At 71.5% G+C, this 25,176-nt stretch carries 21 protein-coding genes; 5 read left to right on the top strand and 16 right to left on the bottom strand.

Going from position 1 to position 25,176, the window contains the following annotated elements; translation table 11 throughout:
- Window positions 1-3: 3 nt before the first annotated feature.
- Window positions 4-831 carry an enoyl-CoA hydratase family protein gene (locus A8W25_RS25605; protein WP_067165474.1) on the bottom strand — a complete coding sequence of 276 codons (828 nt, stop codon included), beginning with the start codon at window positions 829-831 and terminating at the stop codon, window positions 4-6.
- A 333-nt stretch (window positions 832-1,164) separates the two neighbouring features.
- Here A8W25_RS25605 and A8W25_RS25600 point away from each other — a divergent pair, with 333 nt between their 5' ends.
- Window positions 1,165-1,626, top strand: coding sequence for an ATP-binding protein (locus A8W25_RS25600; RefSeq protein ID WP_067165472.1), 462 nt, complete (start codon window positions 1,165-1,167; stop codon window positions 1,624-1,626).
- Here A8W25_RS25600 and argF read toward each other — a convergent pair.
- The 4 genes from argF to A8W25_RS25580 form a co-directional block, all read right to left on the bottom strand.
- Window positions 1,586-2,617 (bottom strand): ornithine carbamoyltransferase, encoded by a 1,032-nt coding sequence (argF, locus tag A8W25_RS25595; protein WP_067165469.1) that lies wholly within the window; start codon window positions 2,615-2,617, stop codon window positions 1,586-1,588. The genes A8W25_RS25600 and argF overlap by 41 nt on opposite strands.
- Before the next feature lie 62 nt (window positions 2,618-2,679).
- A complete protein-coding gene (locus tag A8W25_RS25590) occupies window positions 2,680-3,912 on the bottom strand; it encodes an arginine deiminase (RefSeq protein WP_067165467.1) in 1,233 nt (410 codons plus the stop codon).
- Window positions 3,913-4,012: 100 nt separating this feature from the next.
- Window positions 4,013-6,733 (bottom strand): polynucleotide kinase-phosphatase, encoded by a 2,721-nt coding sequence (locus tag A8W25_RS25585; protein ID WP_079126380.1) that lies wholly within the window; start codon window positions 6,731-6,733, stop codon window positions 4,013-4,015.
- Window positions 6,730-8,196 carry a 3' terminal RNA ribose 2'-O-methyltransferase Hen1 gene (locus tag A8W25_RS25580; RefSeq protein ID WP_067165464.1) on the bottom strand — a complete coding sequence of 489 codons (1,467 nt, stop codon included), beginning with the start codon at window positions 8,194-8,196 and terminating at the stop codon, window positions 6,730-6,732. The genes A8W25_RS25585 and A8W25_RS25580 overlap by 4 nt, the downstream gene beginning before the upstream one ends.
- Before the next feature lie 204 nt (window positions 8,197-8,400).
- Between A8W25_RS25580 and A8W25_RS25575 the strand changes: the two genes are divergently transcribed.
- The gene (locus A8W25_RS25575; protein ID WP_067167201.1) at window positions 8,401-9,327 is read left to right on the top strand and encodes a LysR family transcriptional regulator; all 927 of its coding nucleotides are present in this window, start codon (window positions 8,401-8,403) and stop codon (window positions 9,325-9,327) included.
- A gap of 135 nt (window positions 9,328-9,462) precedes the next feature.
- On the opposite strand, the gene A8W25_RS25570 is transcribed toward A8W25_RS25575, so the two are convergent.
- The 4 genes from A8W25_RS25570 to A8W25_RS25555 all read right to left on the bottom strand — a co-directional run bounded on the left by A8W25_RS25570 (window position 9,463) and on the right by A8W25_RS25555 (window position 14,466).
- Entirely contained in the window at window positions 9,463-9,783 is a 321-nt protein-coding gene (locus A8W25_RS25570; RefSeq protein ID WP_067165461.1) for a hypothetical protein, read from the bottom strand.
- Window positions 9,784-10,127: 344 nt separating this feature from the next.
- Window positions 10,128-12,302, bottom strand: a complete 2,175-nt coding sequence (locus A8W25_RS25565) for a TerD family protein (RefSeq protein ID WP_067165458.1) — start codon at window positions 12,300-12,302, stop codon at window positions 10,128-10,130.
- 116 nt (window positions 12,303-12,418) lie between these two features.
- On the bottom strand, window positions 12,419-13,129 hold the full coding sequence (locus tag A8W25_RS25560) for a response regulator transcription factor (protein ID WP_067167198.1): 711 nt from the start codon (window positions 13,127-13,129) through the stop codon (window positions 12,419-12,421).
- An 11-nt stretch (window positions 13,130-13,140) separates the two neighbouring features.
- Window positions 13,141-14,466, bottom strand: a complete 1,326-nt coding sequence (locus tag A8W25_RS25555) for a sensor histidine kinase (RefSeq protein WP_067165456.1) — start codon at window positions 14,464-14,466, stop codon at window positions 13,141-13,143.
- Window positions 14,467-14,625: 159 nt separating this feature from the next.
- Here A8W25_RS25555 and A8W25_RS25550 point away from each other — a divergent pair, with 159 nt between their 5' ends.
- Window positions 14,626-15,027, top strand: a complete 402-nt coding sequence (locus A8W25_RS25550; RefSeq protein WP_067165454.1) for a DUF4190 domain-containing protein — start codon at window positions 14,626-14,628, stop codon at window positions 15,025-15,027.
- Between the two features lie 192 nt (window positions 15,028-15,219).
- Complete coding sequence (proP, locus tag A8W25_RS25545) at window positions 15,220-16,737, top strand: glycine betaine/L-proline transporter ProP (RefSeq protein ID WP_199831829.1); 1,518 nt, start codon at window positions 15,220-15,222, stop codon at window positions 16,735-16,737.
- A gap of 28 nt (window positions 16,738-16,765) precedes the next feature.
- Here the strand turns inward: proP and A8W25_RS25540 are convergent, their stop codons facing one another.
- Entirely contained in the window at window positions 16,766-18,283 is a 1,518-nt protein-coding gene (locus A8W25_RS25540; protein WP_067165448.1) for a DUF2207 family protein, read from the bottom strand.
- Window positions 18,280-18,834: a LemA family protein gene (locus A8W25_RS25535; protein WP_199831828.1), complete on the bottom strand. Its 555-nt coding sequence runs from the start codon at window positions 18,832-18,834 to the stop codon at window positions 18,280-18,282. Before A8W25_RS25535 ends, A8W25_RS25540 begins: the two co-directional genes overlap by 4 nt.
- Before the next feature lie 177 nt (window positions 18,835-19,011).
- On the opposite strand from A8W25_RS25535, the gene A8W25_RS25530 reads away from it, so the two are divergent.
- A complete protein-coding gene (locus tag A8W25_RS25530) occupies window positions 19,012-19,377 on the top strand; it encodes a DUF4440 domain-containing protein (RefSeq protein ID WP_067165445.1) in 366 nt (121 codons plus the stop codon).
- A 53-nt stretch (window positions 19,378-19,430) separates the two neighbouring features.
- Here the strand turns inward: A8W25_RS25530 and A8W25_RS25525 are convergent, their stop codons facing one another.
- The 5 genes from A8W25_RS25525 to A8W25_RS25505 form a co-directional block, all read right to left on the bottom strand.
- Window positions 19,431-19,946: an RICIN domain-containing protein gene (locus tag A8W25_RS25525; RefSeq protein WP_067165443.1), complete on the bottom strand. Its 516-nt coding sequence runs from the start codon at window positions 19,944-19,946 to the stop codon at window positions 19,431-19,433.
- Window positions 19,947-20,088: 142 nt separating this feature from the next.
- Window positions 20,089-20,730, bottom strand: a complete 642-nt coding sequence (locus A8W25_RS25520) for an endonuclease (protein WP_067165441.1) — start codon at window positions 20,728-20,730, stop codon at window positions 20,089-20,091.
- Between the two features lie 41 nt (window positions 20,731-20,771).
- Window positions 20,772-21,242, bottom strand: a complete 471-nt coding sequence (locus A8W25_RS25515; protein ID WP_067165439.1) for a universal stress protein — start codon at window positions 21,240-21,242, stop codon at window positions 20,772-20,774.
- A 233-nt stretch (window positions 21,243-21,475) separates the two neighbouring features.
- Complete coding sequence (locus A8W25_RS25510) at window positions 21,476-24,253, bottom strand: molybdopterin-dependent oxidoreductase (protein ID WP_067165437.1); 2,778 nt, start codon at window positions 24,251-24,253, stop codon at window positions 21,476-21,478.
- A complete protein-coding gene (locus A8W25_RS25505; protein WP_067165434.1) occupies window positions 24,250-25,074 on the bottom strand; it encodes an FAD binding domain-containing protein in 825 nt (274 codons plus the stop codon). The genes A8W25_RS25510 and A8W25_RS25505 overlap by 4 nt, the downstream gene beginning before the upstream one ends.
- Window positions 25,075-25,176: the final 102 nt, after the last annotated feature.

Genomic DNA, 25,176 nt, shown 5'->3' with positions numbered 1-25,176 from the left:
GGCTCAGCGCCCCTGCCATTTCGGGGGCCGCTTCTCGGTGAAGGCGGCATGGAACTCGGCGTAGTCCTGCCCGTTCATCAGCAGGGCCTGGGTGGCCGCGTCGAGTTCGACGGCGGCGGCGAGCGGCATGTCGAGTTCGGCGGTGAGCAGCGCCTTGGTCTGCGCGTACGCGAGGGCGGGCCCGGCGGCGAGGTGGCGGGCGAGTTCGGCGGCGCGCGCGTCGGCCTGCCCTTCTTCGGTGAGCTCGCTGAGCAGACCGATCCGTTCGGCCTCGGGGGCGCGGACCGGCTCGCCGAGCATCAGCAGCCGGGTGGCGTGGCCGAGCCCGACGACGCGCGGCAGCAGATAGGCCGCGCCCATGTCGCCACCGGACAGACCGACCTTGGTGAACAGGAAGGAGAACCGGGTGGAGGGGTCGGCGATACGGAAGTCGGCGGCCAGCGCGAGGACCGCGCCGGCGCCGGCCGCGACCCCGTGGAGCGCCGCGATCACCGGGAAGGGGCATTCCCGTACGGCCCGGACGACCTGGCCGGTCATCCGGTTGAAGTCGAGCAGCTGGGCGGTGTCCAGGGAGAGCGTGGCGCCGATGATCTCGTCGACGTCACCGCCGGAGCAGAAGCCGCGCCCCTCGCCCGCCAGCACCAGGGCGCGGACGGCCCGCTCGCGGGAGAGCTCGGCGAGCAGATCGCGGAGGTCGGCGTAGGCCCCGAAGGTGAGCGCGTTCAGCTTCTCGGGGCGGGCCAAGGTGACGGTGGCCACCCCGTCCTGCAGGGAAAGCCGCAGGTGGCGCCAGTTTTCGGTGCGGGGTGCGGAGCTGGGGAACGGGCTCATGGAGTGCGGCCTCCTCAGCGGGCTGAAAGCTGCCTGCACCTCGAAGGTATCACTCATGCGTGACTGTCGTCACGAGTGCGCTATACGGAGAGGGCGCGCGGACGGCGACGTACGCCGGGGCACGGGGCGCTGGGCGCCGCCGGGCGAAGACGGGTGACGCCGGGACGAAGGGCGGGGCGAAGGGCCCTGCGCGGCGCGGCGCACGTCCCTCTCCCCGCCGGCCAGGGGACTCTGTCCAGCCCCTTGCCCCGGTTCGTAAGGTTGAAGGGAGTAGTAGCGCCCCGCGCGTCCCCCCGCGCCCCGGACGCCTCCACGCGACCGAACGGAAACCCCGTGCCCGACCCCTCCGGCGCCGCCCGCGACCCGGCCGGCGCCCCGACCTCCTGGCGTATCCCGCTCCCCCACACCAACGCCGCCGTCCCCATAGCCCGCGCGCTGATCCGCACCGCTCTCGCGGACATCGACGCGCCCGCCGACAGCGACACCGCCGAGTTGCTCACCGCCGAGCTGGTGGCCAACGCCGTCGAGCACACCGCCGACGACGAGCCCATCGAGCTGGTCGTCGAGCTGCTCGACTCGGGCTGCCAGGTCGAGGTCCACGACCGCTCCCCGCTGCCGCCGGGCGACCTGGGCGCCCCGGAACCCGTCGGCGAGCCCGATCCATGGCAGGAGCACGGCCGGGGTCTGCTGCTGATCCGCACCCTGAGCTCGGACTGCGGCCACCGCCCCACCGCGCACGGCAAGGCGGTGTGGTTCACGCTCCCGGCGCGTCCGCCCCTGCCAGAGCTCCCGTAAGCGTCGCGACCATGACCGCCTTGATGGTGTGCAGGCGGTTCTCGGCCTCGTCGAAGACCACCGAGTGCGCGGACTCGAAGACCTCGTCGGTGACCTCCAGCTCGGCCAGCCCGTACTGCTCGTGGATCTCGCGGGCGACCGCCGTGCCGAGGTCGTGGAAGGCCGGCAGGCAGTGCAGGAACTTGACGTCCGCGTTGCCGGTGGCACGCAGGACGTCCATGGTCACGGCATAGGGCGCCAGCGCCTTGATCCGCTCGGCCCAGATCTCCTTGGGCTCGCCCATCGACACCCAGACGTCGGTGGCGACGAAGTCCGCGCCCGCCACGCCTTCCGCGATGTCCTCGGTGAGGGTGACCCGGGCCCCGCTGCGCTCGGCGGCCCGGTGCGCGAGTGCGACCACGTCGTCGGCCGGCCAGTACGCCCGGGGCGCCACAATCCGTACGTCCATGCCCAGCAGCGCGCCCGTGACCAGGTAGGAGTTGCCCATGTTGTAGCGGGCGTCACCCAGATAGGCGAAAGCCGTCCGCTCCAGGGGCTTGTCGGTGTGCTCGGTCATGGTGAGGACGTCCGCGAGCATCTGGGTGGGGTGCCAGGCGTCGGTGAGACCGTTGTAGACCGGCACGCCCGCGTGCGCGGCGAGGGTGTCGGCCGTCTCCTGGGCGTCCCCGCGGAACTGGATCGCGTCGAACATCCGCCCGAGAACCCGTGCGGTGTCCCGCGCCGACTCCTTCTTGCCGATGTGCGAGCCCGCCGGGTCGATATATGTCGTGGAGGCACCCTGGTCGGCGGCCGCCACCTCGAAGGAGCACCTCGTACGCGTCGACGGCTTCTCGAAGATCAACGCGATGTTCCGCCCGCGCAGCCGCTGGACCTCGGTGCCCGCCTTCTTGGCGGCCTTGAGCTCGGCGGCGAGGTCCACCAGAGCGCGGAACTCCTCGGCGGTGAAGTCCAGCTCCTTGAGGAAGTGGCGGCCTGCGAGGTCTGTCGCCATGGTGGCTGCTCCTGGGTGACGGAAGGCGGGAACACTGTAAGTCTATGCGATTGAACGCATCACTATACGGCATCGCGTTCCACGGGACAGCTCATGCACCGCGGCCCGCCCCGCCCCCGACCCAGCTCGCTGCCGGGGATCTCGATCACCTCGATGCCCTGCTTGCGCAGATGCGTGTTGGTGGTGACATTGCGCTCGTACGCCACCACCACGCCCGGCTCCACCGCCAGCACGTTGCAGCCGTCGTCCCACTGCTCGCGCTCCGCCGAGTGCACGTCCTGGGTGGCCATCAGCACCCGGATCCCGTCGAGTCCCAGGGCGGCCGCCATGGCCCGGTGCATGTGCTCCGGAGGGTGGTCCGTCACCTTCAGCTCCTGCTCACCGGCGCCCTGCTCGATCGTGTACGAGCGGAGCATGCCGAGCCCGGCGTACTGAGTGAAGGTTTCTCCGTCGACCATCGTCATCACCGTATCGAGGTGCATGAACGCCCTGCGCTTGGGCATGTCCAGCGCCACGATCGTCCGTGCGGAACCGGCCGCGAACAGCCCGCGCGCCAGCATCTCCACGGCCTGCGGGGTCGTCCGCTCGCTCATCCCGATGAGCACCGCGCCATTGCCGATCACCAGCACATCGCCGCCCTCGATGGTCGAGGGATAGTCGCTCTGCCCCTTCGACCAGGTGTGGAACCGCCCGGCCTCGGGACCGGCGAAGAGCGGATGGTGGCGGTAGATCGCCTCGAAGTGGACCGTCTCGCGCTGCCGGGCGGGCCAGCGCATCGCGTTGATGGACACCCCGTCGTAGATCCAGGCGGAGGTGTCACGGGTGAACAGATGGTTGGGCAGCGGGCCGAGCAGGAAGTCGTCCAGGTCCATCGCGTGGAACCGGACGGACACCGGCTCCGCGTGACGCTCCAGGAACTCCCGCTTGGTCATCCCGCCCACCAGGGCCTCCGCGAGCTCGGCGGCCGACAGCTCGTCGAAGACCTCGCGCAGATGCCCGGTGGCCAGCGGCCCGTACTCCTTCTCGTCGAAGACCCGGTCCAGCACCAGCCGTCTCGCCTGCGGGATCGCCAGCGACTCGCGCAGCAGATCGCCGAAGAGGTGCACCTCCACCCCGCGGTCGCGCAGCACGTCCGCGAAGCCGTCATGTTCCTGGCGGGCCCGGCGCACCCAGAGCACGTCGTCGAAGAGGAGAGCGTCCTTGTTGCTCGGAGTGAGCCGCTTCAGCTCCAGATCGGGCCGGTGCAGGATGACGCGGCGCAGCCGCCCGGTCTCGGAGTCGACATGGAATCCCATGCCCCCATCCTGTCCCGCCCACAGCCCGCTCACCCGGCGAACCGGCGGCTTCCGCCCCGGCCCGGTGGGGCGGAAGCCGCACGGCTCCGCCCCACCGGTGTCACAGCCTGGGGTCCACCGGCTCCGACTCCAGGGCCAGGACCGCGAAGACCGCCTCGTGGACACGCCACAGCGGCTCCCCCGCCGCCAGCCGGTCCAGCGCCTCCAGACCCAGCGCGTACTCCCGCAGGGCCAGCGAGCGCTTGTGCCCGAGCGAGCGCTGCCGCAGCCGCTCCAGGTTCTCCGGGCGCAGGTACTCCGGACCGTAGATGATCCGCAGATACTCGCGTCCGCGCACCTTGATGCCCGGCTGCACCAGCCTCCCCCTGCCGTCCCGGGCCAGCGCCTGGAGCGGCTTGACCACCATGCCCTCGCCGCCCGCGCCGGTCAGCTCCAGCCACCAGTCGACACCGGCCCGCACGGACGCCTCGTCGCCGGTGTCGACGACCAGGCGCCGGGTGACCTGGAGCAGACCCGTCGGGTCGTGCTCGACCAGCCGGTCCAGCCACGCCAGCTGCTCGTCGTGCGGCACCGCGGCCAGGCTGCGCCCCCGGGCGGCCAGAAGCTGGAAGGGAGCGAGCCGCACCCCCTCCAGGCCGTCCGTGGTCCAGCAGTACCGCCGGTACGCGTCGGTGAACGCCGCGGCGTCCCGCGCCCGCTCGCGCTGACGCCCCAGCAGCCCCGCCACCTCGACACCGCGCGCCGCCGCTGCCTCCAGCGCCCCGAGCGCACCCGGGAACACCGCCCCGGACGCGGCACCCACCGCCGCGTACTGCGAACGCAGCAGCCCCGAGGCCTTCAGCGACCACGGCATCAGCTCGGCGTCGAACAGCAGCCAGTCCGTACCGAGCTCGTCCCACAGCCCGGCCGCCGACACGGCCGCCCGCAGCCGGCCGAGGATCTCCTCGGTGACAGCCGCGTCGTCGAAGAACGGGCGACCGGTGCGGGTGTGCAGAGCGCCCGTCGGCCCCTCCACCCCGAACCGCTCCCGCGCCGCCTCGGCGTCACGGCACACCAGGGCCACCGCCCGCGAGCCCATGTGCTTCTCCTCGCACACGACCCGCCCGACACCGTCCGCCGCGTACTGCGCGAACGCCTCCGCCGGATGCTCCAGGAAGGGCTCGTCACCGCCGCTGCCACGGGCCGCCCCGCGCGAGGTCGCCGTCGGCGCCATCGTCGGCGGCAGATACGCGAGCAGCCGCGGGTCGACGGCGAAACGGCTCATGACTTCGAGCGCGGCCGCCGCGTTCTCCTCACGCACCGCCACATTGCCCAGCTGCCGGGTCTCGACGACCCGGCGGCCGTGCACATCGGCGAGGTCGAGCGGGCGTCCGTCATGGCCACCGGGCGCCTCGGTGGCCAGCGGACGGACCGGCTCGTACCAGACCCTCTCGGCAGGCACGTCGACGAGCTCGCGCTCCGGCCAGCGCAGCGCGGTCATGTTTCCGCCGAACACCGCACCCGTGTCCAGGCAGATGGTGTTGTTGATCCACGAGGTGTTCGGGACGGGTGTGTGGCCGTAGACGACCGCCGCGCGACCCCGGTAGTCCTCGGCCCACGGGTAGCGCACGGGCAGGCCGAACTCGTCGGTCTCGCCGGTCGTCTCCCCGTACAGCGCGTGTGAGCGGACACGCCCCGACGTGCGCCCGTGGTACTTCTCGGGCAGACCCGCGTGACAGACGACCAGCTTGCCGCCGTCGAGCACATAGTGGCTGACGAGCCCGTCGATGAACTCCTTCACCTGTTCCTTGAATCCATCGTCCTCCCTGTCCAACTGCTCGATGGTTTCCGCCAGTCCATGGGTGCGCTGGACCTTCTTGCCACCCAGATAACGTCCGAGCTTGTTCTCATGGTTCCCGGGAACACACAGAGCGTTACCGTCGGCCACCATTTTCATCACGCGCCGCAACACACCCGGGCTGTCCGGGCCCCGGTCGACGAGGTCACCAACGAAGACCGCCGTACGGCCCTCGGGATGTGCCCCGTCCACGTAACCCAGCTCGGTCAGCAGCGTCTCCAGCTCGGAGCGGCAGCCGTGGATGTCACCGATGATGTCGAAGGGGCCGGAGAGGTGGGTGAGGTCGTTGTAGCGTCGCTCGATCGTGATCTCGACGCTGTCCACCTCCGCCTCGGAGCGCAGCACATGAACCTTGCGGAACCCCTCGCGCTCCAGGCCGCGCAGCGAACGCCGCAGCTCACGGCGGTGCCTCGCGATGACCTGGCGGGGCATGCCGGCGCGGTCGGGCCTGGCCTCGTTGCGGGCGGCGCAGACCTCCTCGGGCAGATCCAGGACGATGGCCACCGGCAGCACATCGTGCTCCCGGGCCAGCTGCACCAGCTGTCGGCGGCTCTCCACCTGCACGCTGGTGGCGTCGATGACGGTCAGCCGCCCGGCCGCGAGCCGCTTGCCCGCGATGTAGTGGAGCACGTCGAACGCCTCGCGGCTGGCGCTCTGGTCGTTCTCGTCGTCGGCCACCAGACCGCGGCAGAAGTCGGACGAGATGACCTCGGTGGGCTTGAAATGCCGACGCGCAAAAGTGGACTTGCCCGATCCGGTGGCGCCTACGAGGACGACGAGCGACAGGTCGGGGACGGCGAGCGCGCGCCTGCGGGTCGGGGCGGACGCGCCGGTACCGGTTTCTGTGTCCGTATCCGCATCCGTGTCCGTGTCCGTGTCCGTGTCCGTTCCGGCACTCGTACTGGTGCTGGTGCTGGTGCTGGCTGTGATACTGGTACCGGCCCCGGTGTCGGTGGGGTTCTCGGTTTCGTTCTCGGCGCTCATGCGGCGTTCGCCTCCTTCGCGGTCGTGGTCATCTCGAAAACGGCCATCTGGGTGGGCGGACCCACCTCGGCGTCGTCCGGCCCCACGGGCACGAACTCGACCCCGTACCCGTGCCGTTCGGCCACCGAAGCCGCCCAGTCGCGGAACTCCGTGCGCGTCCACTCGAACCGGTGGTCGCCGTGGCGCACATGCCCGGCCGGGAGCGACTCCCAGCGCACGTTGTACTCGACGTTCGGCGTCGTCACGATCACCGTGCGCGGGCGCGCCGCGCCGAACACCGCGTACTCGAGCGCGGGCAGCCTCGGCAGGTCGAGGTGCTCGATCACCTCGCTGAGCACCGCCGCGTCGTACCCCTTGAGCCGCTTGTCCGTGTACGCGAGCGAGCCCTGCATCAGAGCGATCCGCCCGGACTGCCGCTCACCCATCCGCTCCAGGCGCAGCCGCCGCGCGGCGATCGTCAGCGCGCGCATCGAGACGTCCAGACCCACGATCTCGGTGAACCGGACGTCCTTGAGCAGCTCTTGCACCAACTGGCCCTGGCCGCAGCCCAGATCGAGGACCCGGCTCGCCCCGGCGGCGGTCAGCGCCGACAGGATCGCCTCACGCCGCTGCACGGCCAGCGGCACGGGCCGCTCCTCGGTGTCGGTCGTCTCGTCCACCGCGTTGTCGAGGGCCTCGACCGCGATGTCATCGGCCTCGGCCAGCCGCACCAGTTCGAGGCGCTCCATCGCCTGCCGGGTCAGCCCCCAGCGACGGGACAGATAGCGGCTGGTGATCAACTTCTGCTCGGGATGCTCGGCCAGCCAACCGTCACCGGCGCGCAGCAACTTGTCGACCTCGTCGGGCGCGACCCAGTAGTGCTTGGCGTCGTCGAGCACCGGCAGCAGTACGTACAGCTGCCGCAGCGCGTCGGCGAGCCTCAGCTCCCCTTCCAGTACGAGCCGTACGTAACGGGACTCGCCCCACTCCGGGAACTCCTCGTCCAGCACGACGGGCTCCGCCGAGACCGAGGCCCAGCCCAGCGGCCCGAACAGCTTGTGCACCAGGTCGGCACCGCCGCGCGCGGGCAGCGCCGGCACCTCGATCCGCAGCGGCAAGGGCGCCTCGGCCCGCTCCGGCAGCGCGTTGCACACACCACGCAGAGCACTCTTGAAGACGGTGCTCAGCGCCACGGACATCAACGACGACGCCGCGTACGGGCGGTCGTTGACGTACTGCGCCAGCGCGGAATCGGGCGCTCCACCACGGCCCTTGCCCTTGCCCCGCCGTACCAGCGCGACCGGGTCCACCTCCAAGAGCAACGCGGCCGTGCAGCGCTCGGCGGTCGCCTCGGGGTAGAGGACGTGCGCGGTGCCGTGCGAGGTGGAGAACGCCTGCGCCTTCCCGGGATGCTTGTGCAGCAGGAAGCCGAGGTCGGTGGCGGGGCGTTCAGGGGTACCGGTCGTGGTGATTGTCAGGAACACGCATCGAGTATCACCCGGTTTGGGCGGCTCCTACCAGGCATTTTCTCCCGCCGGGGGGCGGGGCGGTGGGGTCGGCCTTTCGGCTGTGTACGGGCCGAACCCACTCGCTGACCACCGGTATCAAAGCGAGTGGGATACGGCGAGATCAAACAACCGGTCGGCCACGACCACACAACCAGCGGTTGTACGCATACGATGACCGGCATGGACCTCGACGCTGTGCGCACCTTCGTGGCCGCCGCGGACGCGGGGCGCTTCCAGGATGCCGCCGCCGAACTGTCCGTCACCCAGCAGGCCGTCTCCAAGCGCATCGCCACGCTGGAGAAGACCCTCGGCGTACGGCTGTTCACGCGCGGCGCACGCGGAGCGAAGCTCACGATCGACGGCCAGGCGTTCCTGCCCCACGCCCGCGACCTGCTGCGGGCCGAGGAGCGGGCGGTCGCCTCGGTGCGGCCCGGCAGCCGCGCGCTGCGCGTCGATGTGATCGGCCGACGGCTCGCCCCGGCCGCCCTGCTGGGCGACTTCCACCGGGCGCACCCCGAGGCCGAGCTCGATGTCGTGACGCTCTTCGACGCCGACGCGGCCGTCGAGGCCATCCGGTCCGGCACGATCGACGCGTCCTTCCGCGCCGTGACGATGCCCGGCCGACGGCTCCCCGACGGCATCGAGGTCGCCCGGGTCCACGACGAGCCCCTCCAGCTTCTCACCGGACCGGCCCACGAGCTCGCCTCCGCCCGCGCGGTCACACCCGCCGAGCTCGTCGGACACCGGATCTGGATGCCCGGCATCGTGGCGGGCACCGAGTGGGCCGCCTACTACGACGCCCTCGCCGCCGCGTTCGCCCTCACCATCGAGGTCACCGGCCCCGACTTCGGCACCGAGCCCCTCCTGGACACCATCGCCGACTCCCGGTCACTGGCGACCCTGGTCGGCGAGCAGACCCGCCTCGTCTGGCCCGCCGACCACGGTCTGCGCCGCATCGCCCTGCGGGACCCGGCCCCGGTCTACCCGCACTCACTGATCTGGCACCGCGACAACCCGCACCCGGCACTCACCGCACTCCGCGACCACCTGCGCGCCCGGCGAGCCGCCCACACCGACACCGGGACGTGGACACCGGCGTGGGCGTAGTCGTCAGCGCCAAGCGCCATCGGATTCCCCCACGGAAGCGGCCCCCGGGTGTCATGGCAGCACCGGCCGCCCGCTCACACGAAAGCCGGTGGGACAGCGAAACGCTGTCCCACCGGCGCGTCGTGCCCCGGCCTACTAGCCCGGCCAGCCCCACTGCTTCACACGCTTGAAGCCACCGTCGGGGCAGTACATGCTGATGCCTCGGCGGTCGCCCTGCCACGGTCCGGGGCCGTAGTTGAGCTGCTTCTGCAGGGAGCCCTTCTTGCAGAGAATGCTGGCTCCGTACCGGGCCGGGCCGTGCCCGTCACACCACACGTTGGCCGAGGTGCTGTTCTGCCAGTTCGTGTGACACTTCAGGGCCTGGACGCCGGCCTGAACAGCCGGTGGACTCGCCGGGCCGGCCGCCACCGCCGGTGCCACAGGGGCAGCGACGGCCAGCGCCGTCGCGACCGACAACACCGCTCCACGTAGACGCACTTGGTTCCTCCCGTTTCGACGGTCATGCCACACCCTGTCGGCCGGGGGGGGCAGTCCCGGTCTCGGGCGTCGCGGTCGACAACGAAGCTACAAAGCACCTCGCGGGCGGTCGTCCAACGCGGGGTTGAGTTTCCCGTAGACCCACCGCGGTAGCACCGCGAGGAGGTCAACTCCGGCGGTACGCAGGCCATCTCCGGACATGACAGCGCCGGGGTGCCACAGGCACCCCGGCGCGATGTCGAAGGCGAGGAAAGCGAAGGGACTATTTCATTGGAGTGTGAGAAGGAAGTCCGTTCATGGCCTCGCCCGGCCAACAGTAGCAGTCACGCGGGGATCAGGTCGCGCAGATTTCCCGGTGTGAGGACGCGCGAGTCGGGGTGCAGCCCTTCGGGGCGTTCCATGCCGATGTACGTGACGGGGCCGTCCGGAACCGACACACCGTCCCACAGCGTGGTGGCCGTCGCCCGGTCGGCCATCAGGCCGGTGAGGTAGCGGACCGTGAGGTACTCGCGCTCGACCAGGCCGCGCAGCAGGACGGCGACCGAGACCCGGTTGCCCTCCACCCGGTTGGAGTTCGGGCTGCCCTTGAGGTACAGGTGCAACCACTTGGCCCGCCAGCGGCCGTCCTCCCCGCGTACGAACGCCAGCGGCAGCGCGACCCGGCCCGGGCCGCGCAGCTCGGACTTCATCCGGACCGTGCGCGGCTCGAAGGGGCGGCCCTTCTGCTCGGCGTCGCGCAGCATGAAGCCGAAGAACGACTCCTCGACCTCCTCGAACCCCTCCCCCGAGAAGATGTTGACCTGCGGGACGACATAGGTGCCGCGCACCGCGCCCAGGCGCAGGTTGATGAACTCCGAGGCGCCCTCGGCCGCGTCGGTGATGTCTCCGGAGTGCTCGCCCTCGAGCTCGGTGAGCGCGGTGTACGACAGCCAGGCCACGGTCTCGTACGAGGCGTCCAGCATCAGCGCCGACAGGTCGAAGTCGGTGCTGTGGCTCGTCTGCTTCCAGTGGACGAAGAACCGCAGCAGCTCGCCGTCGACCGGGGAGAGCGAGCCGCGGGGCAGCACACCGAGGCCGGCCGACGTCGCCCTGCCGCTGAGCGGCAGCGCGACGTCGAGGACGTCGGGGGCGATCAGCAGGTGGCCGGGGTCGGGCAGTCGGCGGCGCAGCTCGGTGTCCAGGGCGTCCATCAGCCGTTCGCGCTCGGCCGCGGGCACGGGCGGGCGGGTGTCGGCGCTCACCCAGGCACGGCCGAGCCGGTTGACGAAGACACGGCGCGCGTCGCCCTGCTGTGCGCGGTTGTGGAGGTGCTCACGCATCGACAGGACGACCCGGCCGGACACCTGCGGGGCGACCCGTTCGGCGGCGTCCGCCACCGCGTCGCGCTCCTCCTGAGTGACACACGCCCGCAGCAGATGGTCCAGTGCGCGGAACAGCTTGCCCGGAGCGGACTCCAGCAGCCGCGTCGCCCCGGTGACGTCGCGCGCGCCGAGCAGCTCCGCCACACGGCTGTCGAGGGAGCGGGCCTCCTTCTCTCCCCGGGCGACGGCGAACACGTCGGCGGCGTGCGGCCAGCGCGCCGCGTACTCGTGCGCGTGCAGCCGCTCGCCCAGCCGCTTGAACGCCTCTCGGTGCGCTCCCACGTCGGCGAGCTTGGCCGGGGACGCCGCGACGACCGTGTCGAGGCCCGCGAGCAGGGCGCGCCGCACCGCGCGGGACGGCGACCGGAACCGGGTCGGCTCCACAAGGGTCACGTCACCGTCCGACAGCGCGCAGGCCAGCCGGAGCACATCGGTGACGGTGTCCACCAGCAGGCCCGAACCGGTCGCCAGCCGGGCGCGGTTGACGACGGCACGGTTCTCCCGGACCGGGATCTCCTCGGGCTGCGGCCCGTCCGCGCACTGCCCGGCGAGTGCGGCCAGGTCGAGCAGCCCCTCGTCGCCCAGCGGCGTGGTGCTCCCGGCCAGCGCCAGGTAGAGGGCGGTGACTTCGTCGTTCAGGGTGCCGCCCAGGTGCAGGACGGTCAGCCGGTCACCGGCCGCGGCGATCAACTCGTCCTGTACGGCGAGCATCTGGGCGTATGTGTGCTGGTGGCGGCCGTACGTCGGCAGGGTCAGCAGGTCGAGGACGCCCGTGCTCAGCTGGGCGAGCGTGCTCTCGCGCGAGGCCTCGTCGGCGAGCGCGTCGCTGACGCACTGGGCCCAGAAGTCCACCGTGTCCGGCACGTTGGCCGGGAAGTCGATGAAGTAGGCGTTGTGCTCGACGTGGTCGCCGACCATCGCGCGGACCGTGTCCAGCGTCCGTACGGCGGTGTCGACGACCGTCCCCTCGGACAGCTCCGACAGATGACCGAGCAACCGCGCCGAGAGTGTGAATCCCACCGACATCAGCGCGGCGTCGAACTGCCGCGCCGCGACCCCGCCTTGTCCTGCGGGCCCGTCGGGGGCGGGAAGGCGGTGGGTGTGCCGGATGACCAGGGGTTCGAAACGGTGGACCATCCGGGAATGATCCCAGAGCCGTACGAACCGATGCACTCGGGTTTTCGAACGCCCCGGGCAGCGGCGGTATCCCGTCCCCAAACGGCGTGGTCTGCCAACGGCCGGATCAGGAGGTGTCAGGCGGCGAACCCCGGCACCACCAGTCCGGACTCGTACGCGATCACCACGGCGTGGGTCCGGTTCTGCGCACCGAGCTTGGTCAGTACGTTCCCCACGTGCGTCTTCACCGTCTCCAGGCTCACCCTGAGCGCCTCGGCGATCTCCGGGTTGGACAGGCCGGTGGCCATCTGCCGCAGCACCTCCTCCTCCCGCCCCGTGAGCGCCGCCTTCGGCAACGCCTCGGCGGAGCCCAGCGGGCGGGCGGTGACCATCCGGCGCAGTGCCGCGGGGAAGAGGATCGTCTCCCCCGCCGCCACCACCCGTACCGCCTCCGCGATCTGCCGGACCGGGAACCGCTTGAGCACGAACCCACTGGCTCCCGCGCCGAGCGCGGCGGTGACGTAGTCGTCGTTCTCGAAGGTGGTGATCACCACGACCTTCGGCGGTTCGGCCGACTCGGTCAGCAGCTGCCGGGTGGCCTCAAGTCCGTTGCGCCGCGGCATCCGTACGTCCATCAGGACCACGTCGGGCCGCAGTGTGCGCGCCTGATCGACCGCCTCGACGCCGTCGGCGGCCTCCCCCACCACCGCGATCCCCGGCTGTGCCGCGAGCAGGGTGCGCAGACCGCTGCGGGTCACCTCGTCGTCGTCCGCGATCAGGAGGGTGACGGGGGCGCCGCTGCCGGGGACCGCGCTCGCCCCCGGGTTGGTCGTGCCGGCGGCGCTCATGTCGGAGGCGATCATGCGGACAACCGTACCGGCAGCCGGACCGCCAGCTTCCAGTGCCGCGGCCCGTCCGGGCCGGCCTCGATCTCGCCGTGCAGCAGCCGCACCCGCTCGGCCAGCCCGGGCAGACCGTGCCCGGACGTGGGGAAGGCACCCGGGCGTCTGCCTGTTCCTGTACCCGTACGCGTATCGGCCCCGGTCCCGTTGACCACGCTGAGCTCCAGCGCGTCCGGGGCGGCCGCCACGCGGATCTCGATCGGGCCGCCCGCCCCGTGCCGCAACGCGTTGGTCAGCCCCTCCTGCAGGATCCTGTACGCCGCCCGGGACAGCGTTCCCTGCACCTGCGTCAAGTCGCCCGACAGCTGCGGTTCCACCACCGCGCCCGCGTGCCGCAAACGGTCGAGCAGCTCGGGCAGGTCGGCCAGGGTCCGGGTGGGCGCCGTCTCCGCCTTCTGCTCGCGCAGCACTCCCAGTACGTAGTCCAGGTCCTCCAGCGCGGCACGGGTCGACTCCTCGATGCTGCGCAGGGCGGCGCGCGCCGCGACCGGGTCCGCGCTGAGCACCTCGCCCGCGACGGCCGCCTGGATCGTGGTCGCCGTCAGCGTGTGTCCGATCGAGTCGTGCAACTCGTGGGCCAGCCGGTTGCGTTCGGCGAGCTTCAGCTCCCGCTCGGCCGCCAGCGCGAGCCGCTCGGCCGACGAGGGACCCAGCAGCCTGGGCGCCAGCCACCGCAGTGTGCTCGTGACCACCGCGCAGACGGCCGCGGCCGACAGCAGGCAGCCGAGTGCCGCCACCCAGCTCTGCCAGCCGCCCTCGGCGCGCGCCGACCAGCCGAACAGGTTCAGCTCCGCCTCGGCGCGGAACCAGTCGCTCGCCGGGAGGGTCAGTCCCGCGATGACCAGCAAACCGCTCACCACCGCGCCCATCCACCCGAGGGCCACGTGCAGCAACAACCAGAGGGGCGTCCTCCAGCGGTCGGGGCCGGATATACCTACCGGGTGCGGCGAGGCGGGGTCCGACGCGGGAGGAGTCGGCGCGGTGTCGGACGTGCTCGCCCGCCGACGTGTGGTGACCGGGTCCGGCAGCGGCACCCCCAGCAGTCGACGGGCGACCGCGATCAGCGCCCGCCGTGTGGTGCGGGCCAGCCCCACCGCGCCGATCAGCGCCGCCCAGACCACAAGGACCAGGGCAGCCCGCGCCCCGTAAGGACCGGATGGCCACACCAGTGTGACGAGCAGCGCGCACGCCAGCAGTGGAAGGCTCGCCAACGCGCCGCAATAGGCCAACAGCATGCCCGCATACGTGGAGCCGCGCAGCAGCGGCCGGATTCCCCTCATCATGATCGCCCCAGTATGACCGGGCAGCTCACCGGCGCCCTCCCCCGATCGGGGGAGGGGTTTTTCCCGCTTTCACGCGATGCGCGTCCAGGCCTCCGAGAACCATGATCGTGTCCTGCCGGTTCGGCGGAAGGACCGCTGATGACCCCTCGGAGGAGACAGATGCCACCCACGCACACGGCCGTGAAGCGGACCGCTGAAACGGACCCCCGTCCCCCCGGCCACGGCTACGGAACGCGGCCTCCGGGTGGCAGGAACGGCCCGGCCGGGGCCGCCATGGTGCTGGGCGTCATCGCCTTGAGCACGTCGATCGTGTTCATCGGCGGACTGCTCGGCCTCGTCGGTCTGGTGCTGGGCATCACCGCCCTGGCCACGAGCAGGCGGACCGGCACCGGCCGGGGCAAGGCCGTCACCGCCGTGGTGACGTCGGCCCTCGCGATCGTGGTGGCGGTGCTGGTCGCCGTCTTCACGGTCTGGTACGCCGACAAGACCCAGGAGTGCTACGACCCCGGCAGCTTCCAGCAGTACAAGCAGTGCGTCCGCCAGCAGTTCACCGGTGGCTGACCCCCACACCGCCGAACCGGCCCGCGAGCACATTCACCCGGAGGGACCAGCCAGCATGCCCGCACGCCGGGCGGGCTCGAAGAATGAGGGGTCACCGGCGTTGCGGCGCGCCCCGGCAGAGAGGCCCTCCCCATGCCAGGACCTACTCGTCGACCGCCCGGGCCACGCCCTGGGCACGCACGCACCGACCAGTTGCTCCGTACCCTGCTCCGCCGCCGCAAGCGGGCGCTGAGCAGCGAGGACGTGACCGTCGCCGACAAGCCCCAGGTGCGCCGCGCGGTGACGGCGGCCGCGCTCGGCAACACCATGGAGTGGTTCGACTTCGGTGTCTACGCCTATCTGGCCGGGACCATGGGCAAGGTCTTCTTCCCGTCGAGCTCCCCGGGCGTCCAGGTCGTGTCGACGTTCGCGACCTTCGCCGCGGCCTTCCTGGTCCGACCGCTCGGCGGGCTGGTGTTCGGCCCGCTCGGCGACCGGATCGGCCGCCAGAAGGTACTCGCCGCGACGATGATCATGATGGCGGCGAGCACCTTCGCGGTCGGGTTCCTGCCCACGTACTCGGCGGTCGGCTTCGCCGCGCCGCTGCTGCTCCTCGTCTGCCGGCTCGTCCAGGGTTTCTCGACCGGCGGTGAGTACGCGGGCGCCACCACGTATATCGCGGAGTACGCGCCCGACCGGCGGCGCGGGTTCCTCGGCAGCTGGCTCGACTTCGGCACCTTCGTCGGCTACGCCCTCGGCTCCGGCCTGGTCACGATCCTCACCGTCACGCTCGGCGAACAGGGGCTGGAGGACTGGGGGTGGCGGATCCCCTTCTTCGTCGCGGGGCCGCTCGGCCTCATCGGCCTGTACATGCGGCTGAAGCTGGAGGAGACCCCGGCCTTCAAGAAGGAGGCCGCCTACGCCGCCGCGGAGAGCGGGGAGGCCGGTCCCACGTCCGAGGAGGCCCCTCCGACGGCCCGGAGCACCCTCAAGGAGATCTTCACCCGGCACTGGCACGCGGTGCTGATCTGCATGGGCCTGGTCCTCCTGTACAACGTCACCAACTACATGGTGACCTCGTACCTCCCGACGTATATGACCGTCACCCTCGGCGAGGACGACACCACGGCGCAGTTGCTGGTGCTGTGCACCATGCTGCTGGTGGTCCTCACCATCACGACCGTCGGCCACACCTCCGACCGCTGGGGCCGCAGGCCGGTCTTCCTCGTGGGCAGTGTCGCCCTCGTCCTGCTGGCGCTCCCGGCGTTCCTGCTCATCCGGGAGGGCGGCATCGTGCTTCCGGCCGTGGGCTGCGCGATCCTGGGCCTGCTCCTCGTCTGCTTCGCGGGTACGGCGGCCTCCACCCTGCCGGCCCTGTTCCCCACCCGGCTGCGCTACGGCGCGCTGTCCATCGCCTTCAACATCTCGGTGTCGTTGTTCGGCGGTACGACACCGCTGTTCACCTCCGCGCTCGTGGAGGTGACGGGCAACGACCTGGTCCCGGCGTACTACCTGATGGTGGCCGGGGTCATCGGCCTCGTGTCCACCCTGTTCCTGCACGAGACGGCGGGCAAGCCACTGCGCGGGTCCGGCCCGATGGTCGAGACACCCGGCGAGGCACACCGCCTCGTCGCCCACAGCCGCGCGGCGGCGGGCCGTCAGGCCAGAGACATCTGGATCCGGCTGCGCCACCCGTGGGCGCACCACCCTCCGGGGGGTGACCGCGACTGACCGCGGTCACCCCGCCGAGCACGCACGGTCAGCCGGCGGCCACGTCCGCCGAGCGCACTGTCCGCGTCCCCGGTGACACCGCGAGCCGCACCACACTGCCCGGCAGGACGGCCGGCGCCTCGGGTGGCAGGGCCCAGGCGACGGTGTGGTCGGTCTCGCCCGTGTCCAGTGCCAGGAAGCGCGGCGCGCTCTCCCGTCTACGGGACTCCACCCGCAGCACCTCGCCCGTGACCGTGTGCGGAGCACGCCGCTCCAGGACGGCGAGGGTCAGGTAGTACGCCGACAGCGCGCCGAAGCAGACGATCGCGACCGTCTCGCCCACCAGCGGCCCGGACTCGTCCATGGCGTGACGCAGCCAGCCGTGGCCGCTGCCGAAGTTGCCGGGCATCAGCGCGAGGAACGCCAGGAACAGCGTCCAGCGTCCGAAGCGGCCCGCCACCACGACGCCCAGCAGCGCGATCCCCACCCAGCCGGCGTTCAGCAGCAACCCGGGGCGGCGCGGCGAGTGGTTCGCGTCCGGGCCCGTGGTCACCGCCCAGTCGGGCTGACGCAGCACCGCGAAGAGATACAGGCCCAGGGCCACCACGCCCGCGGCGCACGCCAGTTGGAGCAGTCGGTTCGTGGTGGCTCCGAAACCGGGGCGCAGCCGTGGGTAGCGGATGCGTACCGGACGCCATGTACCACCGTACGAGGACCAGACGCGGCGTCGGTCGCCCGCGTCGAAGCCCAGCAGTCGCCCGGTCCGGCTGGTGACACCGAGCGCCGTGCCGTAGGCGAGATAGCGGTCCCAGACCGTGACCGCGGCCGGTGGCAGCTGGGCGAAGTCCTCGTGTGCGTGCAACCAGGCCTGGAGTCCGGCCCAGTGGCCCGCGCGTTCGCGCCCGCGCGGGGTCGCCCGCTCGCCGAGCGCCCTGGTCAGCAGCCACATCAGCGGGAGCGCCGGAAGGAAGCCGACCACCAGGGCGCCCCGGATGCCGTGTCCGCCGGAGACCGCGGCCACCGCGAACAGCGCTCCGGGGGCGAAGAGGGTCACGAACAGCGCCAGCGCGAGCAGCGGTGCGAAGCGGGCGCGGGACAGCCCGCGCAGCCGCGCCTCGACGACGATCTCCTGGCGCAGTGCGCTGTTCCAGGATTTCGCGCGCTCCTCGGCGCGGAAGGCGATCGCCCCGATCGGGGCGCCCGTCTCCCCGGCCCGTTCGGCGACCCGGGTCAGGACGCGTCGCTCGTACGGTGTGAGGTCTTCCGCGTCCTTGCCGGTGATGTGCACCGTGCTGTCCGCCGGGTCGTCGCCGGGCTGGCGCACCTCCAGCAGACCGCGGGCCGCGAGGTCCAGAAGGGTGGCCGCGGCTGCGCGGTCGACGGACCGCCACCGGTTGCCCAGCAGCGCGACCACGGCGGGTGACTCGGGCTCGGGCCCGAAGTCCTGCGTGGCAGGGCCCGGCTCGACACTGCCGTTGCGGGTGGCCGCCAGCGCGATCGCGAACGCCGCGAGCCACAGCGCGATCAGTCCGGCGCCGCCCCAGTAGAGCTCGGCTTCGAACGTCATGCGAATCTCACCTGCGCCGCGTCCTGAGCGGCGGCTCCGGCCTCGAAGTACTCCTTGCGTCCGTGCGCGCCGCCCACGCCTGCCAGCAGGTTGCCGGGGAAGCTCTCCAGAGCGGTGTGATAACTCTGCACGGCACTGTTGTAGAACTGCCGCGCGTAGGCGATCTTGTCTTCCGCCGTGGTCAGTTCGTCCTGCAGGGTGGCGAAGTGCCGGTCGGCCTTCAGCTGCGGATAGTTCTCACCCAGGGCCAGCAGCCGGCCGAGGGACGCGGTGAGCGCGTCTTCCGCGGCGGCCTTGTCCATGACCCCGAGGTCGCCGCCCGCGGCCGCCCCGCGCGCGGCGACGACGGCCTCGAACGTGGCGCGCTCATGCGCGGCATACCCGCGCGCCCCCTCGACCAGGTTGGGTATCAGCTCGTGCCGCCGCTTCAACTGGACGTCGATCTGCGCCCAGGACGCCTGCGTCTGGTTGCGCAGCCGGACCAGCCGGTTGTACGTCCTGACCAGCCACCACGCCAGTACGGCGATCAGCACGGCGATGATTCCACCCACGATGACACCCACGGTGTCGCCCCCAAGAAATCCGAAGAAACCCGAGGAAACCCGAGAAAGGGCCTCCCCACCCCCTGGCTCGGCCTCGGGCCGAGCGTGCAGATCCTATGGCCCCGATCGCGCCACGTGAACAACAATTCGCTGTGACCTGGTAGGGAGCACCCTTAGGGTTTCCGCATGGTGGACGAGAGTGAGCAGGCCGTGCAGGCGGCCGTGGAGGGGGAGCTGCGGCTCCTCCACCCTGAGGTACGTGCTTCGCCGGAGTGTGTCCTGGGGTTCCTCGACCCGGAGTTCACCGAGATCGGGGCATCGGGACGCCGGTGGGACAGGGACTCGATCCTCGCCGCGACGGGCGACGGCACGGTGTCCGAGGAGTCCCCGATCAAGGTCGAGGAGATGTCCGGCACCGTCCTCGCCCCCGGCGTCGTCCACCTGACGTATGTCTCCGAGCACGAAGGCCGCCGGGCACGGCGGAGCTCCCTGTGGCGCCTGACGGAAACGGGCTGGCGGATGTACTTCCATCAGGGCACCCCGGCCGGCTGAGCCCGCGGAGCGCGAGCGATCGAGCCGGGCCGGGCGAACAGGACGTGCGGCGCTCAGTACCGCATCATCCAGTGCTGCTCCTGCGGATAGTCGGAGGCGCAGGTCCACAGGGTGAGGTAGGTGCCGTTGCCGGACGAACCGCCCTTGTTGGTGAGGCACTTGTCCGAGTAGTTGGTCTTGATGGACCAGTCGGGGTCCGACCAGAACTGCTGGCTGCGGTTGGTGCCGCTGTTGTCACACGGCCACAGGGTGAGCACGGCGCCGTTGACGTTGTACCCGTCGCCCTGCGGGGTCAGACACTTGCCGCTCGCCTTGTGGACGATCTGGTAACCGTCGTGGTCCCACTTCTGCAGTTCGTCTCCGGTGCACGTCCACAGGGTGATGATGGTCCCGTTGGCCGTGCTGTTGCCCTTGGGAGTGGCGCACTTGCCGGGGTACCAGGTGCCGGGACCGACCGGGGTGAAGAGCTCCCCCCAGTTCGGGCCGGCCGCCGAGGCCTGCGGGGCCATGGCCGCATGGAAGCCCATCGCCAAGAAGACGGCCGACAGGAACGCCACTGACTTGCGCATGACACGCCTTTCCTAGAGATGTGCAGGTCATCTGCAACACCTGTGAATCTAGGCAGGGTCGGAGGAGCGGGATGTGCCAGGCGTGCAGAGCTTCTGCACAGTTCACGCAAGGCCTGATGCCGTATCGCTCGGCCGTCCGCTCTCAGGCCGTCTCACGCAGGGTCTCCACAGCCCCGGTGGAGAGTTCCACCCGCACCAGGGCCGCCGCCAGCTTCGGCAGGTCCTCGGCCGCGACAAGGCGCGCCAGGCCCTCGGGCGTCTCGGGGAGCCCGAGCCGGCCGGCGGCGTGCCGGGCCCGGCTGTCGAAGGCGGGACGCAGCTCGGGCCACACGCCCTGCGCCTCCCGGCAGAAGATGCCGGCTCCCACCGGCCCGATCCTCGGGACCTCCCGCAACAGTTCCCTCACCCGGTCGGGGTCGCCGTCGGCCTCCTCGCGCAGCCGCCGCAGGTCTCCGCGATACCGGTCGAGAACGAGTGCGGCCCCGGCTCCGAGCGCGGTGGCCGTGCTCTCGTCGTAGCGGCGATAGTGCGCGCGTCCCAGCGCGTCCACCCGGGCCTGCCACGTGGCCGCGGCCATCGCTCGGGGTGTGCGCATCCCGGCCCCGAACACCTCTCGGGCCGCGGCCACCGCGATGTCGGCCTTGATGCGCACGGAGAACAGCACACACAGGGTCAGCAGCTGGTACAGCGGCGCCGGTGTGTTCCGCAGCCGGATGCCCGCCTCCTCGGCGTGGGTCCTTCCGTACTCCGCCAACAGGTGGTTCACCGTGACTCGCGGTGCCATGGCGCTCCTCCCTGGGCCCGTGACGCGGCGCGTCCGTTCCCTCACACCTCGTGGGTTGCACCGGCGCCGTGCGAAGTGCCCTGGCGGATGATGACGACCGGACACGAGGCGTGCTGGGCGCACTGCAGACTCACCGAGCCGAGCAGGAGGCGGGCGAACCCTCCCCTGCCCCGGTTGCCCACCACCAGCAACTCCGCGTCGGCGGATGCGCCGATCAGCACCTCCGCCGGGTTGCCGCGCACGATGTGGCTGGTCAGGGCCACGTCCCCGGTCTGGCCGAGCACGCTGTGGAGTTCATCGGCGAGATCCTTCTTCGCCTGCTCCTCGTCGAGGTCCGCGTCCACCGCCGGAGCGGACCACCCCGCCGCCCCGGGCACGTCGTAGGCCGCCACCGCGTCCACTGTCGCCCGGATGAGGCGGGCGTGGCTCACCGCCCAGCGCAGCGCCTCATGTGACGCCTCGGAGCCGTCGACACCCACCACGACACGGGGATTGCCACTGTTGGTATCCATGGCCGCTGTCCTTCTCCCTGGCCGACGCCCAAGGATGTCTCCGCGCAGCCGTCGGCCGCTGCTTTCGAAGGCCTCTGCCTTCGCGCGCCCCGGCGCGCCCTCAAGGGCGGCCATGAGCGAGGCCCGCCCGGGGGGGCAGCTGAAGAGGCTGGGCGCGCTCAGTGTTCTCTGGTCGCGCGAGTACCCCGTGTCCCGGCCGTTACACACACGGCGGCGGGCCGTTTCGCCTGGCTCTACGCGCCGAGCCGGTCCGCGCCCATCGCCAGCCAGACCTGGTCGCGGGTCATCGGCGTCTCGGTGAAGCGAATGCCCGTGGCATCGCGCAGTGCGTTGGCGAAGGCGGGGGCCACCGGGTTGAAGGGGCTCTCGCTCATCGACTTGGCTCCCAGCGGGCCGATCGCGTCGGTCGTCTCCATGAAGTGCACCTCGGTGCGCGGCACATCGGCGTACTGCGGCAGGCGGTAGCGCCGGAAGGCCGCCGTGGTCACCTCGCCGCGCTCGTCGAGCCGTACGGTCTCGAAGAGGGTGGCACCCAGTGCCTGGGCGACTCCGCCCTCGACCTGGCCCCGGCACTGGAGCGGGTTCATGACCTTGCCCGCGTCGGCGGCGTGGACGCTGCGCAGGATCCTCATCTCGCCGGTGTCCGGGTCGACGGCGATCCGGAACCACTGGGCGTTGAAGGCCACCGACCGCGGGCTGCCGCCCCAGTGGCCGTCCGCCGTGGTCTCGTCCCGGGCTCCTTGGGCGTGGGCCGCTTCATGGAGCTCCTTGAGCGTGACGGTCCGCCCGGCGCAGTCGAAGGCCTCCGCGCCGAGCACGCACAGGTGCCGGGCCACTCCCGTGTACCGGGCGGCAAAGGTCTGCAGACGCTCGGCCAGGGAGTTCGCGGCGAGCAGGACCGCCTTGCCGGCCACGACGGTGCCGGCCGAGCCGAAGGCGCCGGTGTCGTGGCGGACGACGTCGGTGTCGGACTGGCGGACGGAGATCCGGTCCACGGTGGTCCCGAGGGCGCCCGCGGTGATCTGCTTGTGGACGGTCGTGGTGCCGTTGCCGAACTCCGCGGTGCCCACCGCGATGTCGTACGTCCCGTCGGAGAGGAGGCTGACGGTGGCGTCGGCGTAGTGGCCGCCGGGCGGCCCGGTGGCGATCATCGCGATGGCCGCGCCCTGGCCGGTCAGCCATCCCTGCGGCACCTCGTCGGCGCTGTGGTCCTCCGCGATGGCCTCGCGGACGATCGACAGGCACTGGGCGAGGCCGTACGAGGTGATGTGCAGGTCCTCCTCCTCGCCGATCGGACCGGCCATGTGGTCGCCGGGCCCGATGATGTTCTTCTCCCGGAAGGCGAGCGGGTCCAGGTCGAGTCGGCGGGCCAGCTCGTCCATGGCGGACTCGACGGCGAAGGTGACCTGGCCCAGACCGTAGCCCCGGAACGCGCCCGCGGGCACGGCGTTGGTGTAGACGGAGTAGGCGTCGACCTTCTTGTGCGGGGCGCGGTAGACGGCGAAGGACTCGCCGACGCTGTGGAACATGACGGCGGGGCCGTGGTTTCCGTAGGCGCCGGTGTTGGCGACCACCCGCATCTGGATCGCCGTCAGGGTGCCGTCGGCACGGGCACCGAGCTTGATACGGATCGTGAACGGGTGGCGGGTGGTGGCGCCGTGAAACTGGTCGGCACGGGTGTATTCGAGCTTGACCGGGCGGCGCAGCATCAGCGCGGCGAGGACCACGATGTCCTCGGTCAGCATCTCCTGTTTGCCGCCGAAGCCGCCGCCGACCCGGCCCGCGACGACCCGGACCTCGTCCTCGGGCAGACCGTAGAGGGCGCACAGCGCGCGGCGGGTCAGGAACGGGGTCTGGGTGCTGGAGCGCACGGTGAGCCGCTCGCCGGTGCCGTCCTCCTTCGGTTCGAAGTAGGCGACGCAGCCGTGGGTCTCCAGGCTGGCGTGCTGGACGCGCTGGGTGCGGAAGGTCTCCTCGTAGACGACCGCTGCTTGCGCGAAGCCGTCGTCGACACAGCCGGTCTCGCCGTGCACCTCGCCGGCCACGTTGTTCTCGACCCGGGCGATCCTCGCCTCGGGCCCCTTGCCCGCGTGGATGACGGGGGCGCCGGGACGCATCGCCTGCTCCGGGTCGATGACGTAAGGGAGTTGCTCATAGGTGACGTCGATCCGTCGGCAGCCCTCCTCGGCCGCCTGCTCGCTGTCGGCGACGACGGCGGCGACGCGCTGGCCGACATAGCGGACGGTGTCGTCCAGGACACGGGTGTCGTCGGGGTCCTCGGTGGGGTGTTCGTGCCGGGCGCTGGAGTACAGCGTGGCGGGGGCGTCCCGGTGGGTGAGGACGGCGTGGACGCCGGGGACCCCGAGGGCAGCGGAGGTGTCGATGGCGAGGATGCGGGCGTGGGGGTGCGGGGAGCGCAGCAGCTTCATGTGGAGGAGCCCGGGGACCTCGACGTCGAACGTGTACCGGGCGGTGCCCGTCACGACCTGCGGTCCGGCCGGGGCGCCGAGGCTCCTGCCCACCGCCTGCCCGGCGCGGGGCTGTTCGGTGTGCCTCACACCGCGCACGGCGTCCTCGATGGCCCGGTATCCCGTGCAGCGGCAGATGTTGCCCTTGAAGGCCCGGGGCAGATCGTCGAGTTTGCCGTCGTCGTGGGCCGCGCCCTTCTCCTCTTCGAGGGCGGCCGCGGTCATCAGGAACCCGGCGGTGCAGAACCCGCACTGGAAGCCCTGGGCGTCCAGGAACTTCTGCTGTACGGGGTGGAGTTCGCCGTCCTTCGCGGCCAGCCCCTCCACCGTGGTGACCGCCCGGCCCTCGGCCCGTACGGCCGGGTACAGACAGCTGTGCACCGGTTCGCCGTCCACGTGGACGGTGCAGGCCCCGCAGTCCCCGGCGTCGCAGCCCTTCTTCACCCCGAACCAGCCGCGCTCGCGCAGATACGTGCGCAGACACTGCCCGGCACGGGGCTCGGCGTCGAAGGGCTGGTCGTTGACCTGGATGCTGAAGCTCATCGCACACCGTCCCGGGTGAGTTCGTGCCGGACCTGCTCGGCGAGGTGGAAGGCCATGTGCCGCCGCCACTCGGGCAGGCCGTGGATGTCGTCGAACCAGTCGCGGTCGCCCGCCGCCGCCGCGATCGCGCCGCGCAGTGCCTCCCGGCCGGGCGGCAGGGAGAACCAGAGGCGGAACGGTCGTACGGTCGCTGCCGTGATGGTCACCGCCAGTGAGGCGTCCAGCGGATCCAGCGTCCCGATGACGAGGGCGGCCGAGCGCCCGAGGCCGTAGAGCGAGGCCTGCCGGAAGGCGGTGCGGCACCGCAGCGAGCGGGCCGGGAGGGTCACCGAGCGCAGCAGCTCGCTCACGGCGAGATCCTTGCGGCCCGCTCCGGTGACGAAGGCCGCGGCCTTCACCCGCCGGGTCGAGCCGTCCTGCGCCTGGAGCAGGCACTCGCCGTCGAGGGCCGCGGTGAGGGAGATCATCGGGCCGGCGGGCAGGGCGTTGCAGAGGTTCCCGCCGACCGTCGCCATGTTCCAGATCTTGAAGGAGGCGAGGAAGGCGCGGCAGCACTGCTCGACGAGCGGGGCGGCCGTCGCGTCGAGCGTCCGCCCGAACCGCGACAGTTGGGCGATGGTGCAGGTGGCCGCGATCTCCACCGATCCGTCGGGCCGCGCCCGGATCGGCTCCCAGCCCATCCGGCTCAGATCCACCAGCCGCCGCAGATGCGGCTGGGGCTCCGAGAAGAGGTACGTTCCGCCACCGAGCCAGGCGTCGCCCGGACGCCATGGCTCGGGACGGCGGGCGTCACGCACGTCGAGCACCGTGTTCAGATCCATCTCTCCCCCGTCTTCAGCCGCTGCTTCCCCGCCAGTGAAGCCGGACGGGCGGCCGAAAACGACTGGTGCCGAGCACGGAAGTCGCCCGTCCGGACCTGGCGT

Source organism: Streptomyces sp. ERV7, from assembly GCF_001653515.1.
Classification (GTDB): domain Bacteria; phylum Actinomycetota; class Actinomycetes; order Streptomycetales; family Streptomycetaceae; genus Streptomyces.
The sequence above is the reverse complement of the archived record's forward strand: the minus strand, read 5'-3'. Positions and strand labels throughout refer to the sequence as shown.

Bases quoted from the DNA above. Each gene is read 5' to 3' on its own strand.
- A8W25_RS25565 (WP_067165458.1), bottom strand. From the start codon at position 12,302: ATGGTCCACCGTTTCGAACCCCTGGTCATCCGGCACACCCACCGCCTT.
- A8W25_RS25560 (WP_067167198.1), bottom strand. From the start codon at position 13,129: ATGAGCGCCGCCGGCACGACCAACCCGGGGGCGAGCGCGGTCCCCGGC.
- A8W25_RS25550 (WP_067165454.1), top strand. From the start codon at position 14,626: ATGCCACCCACGCACACGGCCGTGAAGCGGACCGCTGAAACGGACCCC.
- A8W25_RS25515 (WP_067165439.1), bottom strand. From the start codon at position 21,242: ATGGATACCAACAGTGGCAATCCCCGTGTCGTGGTGGGTGTCGACGGC.
- A8W25_RS25505 (WP_067165434.1), bottom strand. From the start codon at position 25,074: ATGGATCTGAACACGGTGCTCGACGTGCGTGACGCCCGCCGTCCCGAG.
- A8W25_RS25510 (WP_067165437.1), bottom strand. From the start codon at position 24,253: ATGAGCTTCAGCATCCAGGTCAACGACCAGCCCTTCGACGCCGAGCCC.
- A8W25_RS25525 (WP_067165443.1), bottom strand. From the start codon at position 19,946: ATGCGCAAGTCAGTGGCGTTCCTGTCGGCCGTCTTCTTGGCGATGGGC.
- A8W25_RS25520 (WP_067165441.1), bottom strand. From the start codon at position 20,730: ATGGCACCGCGAGTCACGGTGAACCACCTGTTGGCGGAGTACGGAAGG.
- A8W25_RS25540 (WP_067165448.1), bottom strand. From the start codon at position 18,283: ATGACGTTCGAAGCCGAGCTCTACTGGGGCGGCGCCGGACTGATCGCG.
- A8W25_RS25605 (WP_067165474.1), bottom strand. From the start codon at position 831: ATGAGCCCGTTCCCCAGCTCCGCACCCCGCACCGAAAACTGGCGCCAC.
- A8W25_RS25575 (WP_067167201.1), top strand. From the start codon at position 8,401: ATGGACCTCGACGCTGTGCGCACCTTCGTGGCCGCCGCGGACGCGGGG.
- A8W25_RS25555 (WP_067165456.1), bottom strand. From the start codon at position 14,466: ATGATGAGGGGAATCCGGCCGCTGCTGCGCGGCTCCACGTATGCGGGC.
- argF (WP_067165469.1), bottom strand. From the start codon at position 2,617: ATGGCGACAGACCTCGCAGGCCGCCACTTCCTCAAGGAGCTGGACTTC.
- A8W25_RS25585 (WP_079126380.1), bottom strand. From the start codon at position 6,733: ATGAGCGCCGAGAACGAAACCGAGAACCCCACCGACACCGGGGCCGGT.
- A8W25_RS25590 (WP_067165467.1), bottom strand. From the start codon at position 3,912: ATGGGATTCCATGTCGACTCCGAGACCGGGCGGCTGCGCCGCGTCATC.
- A8W25_RS25530 (WP_067165445.1), top strand. From the start codon at position 19,012: ATGGTGGACGAGAGTGAGCAGGCCGTGCAGGCGGCCGTGGAGGGGGAG.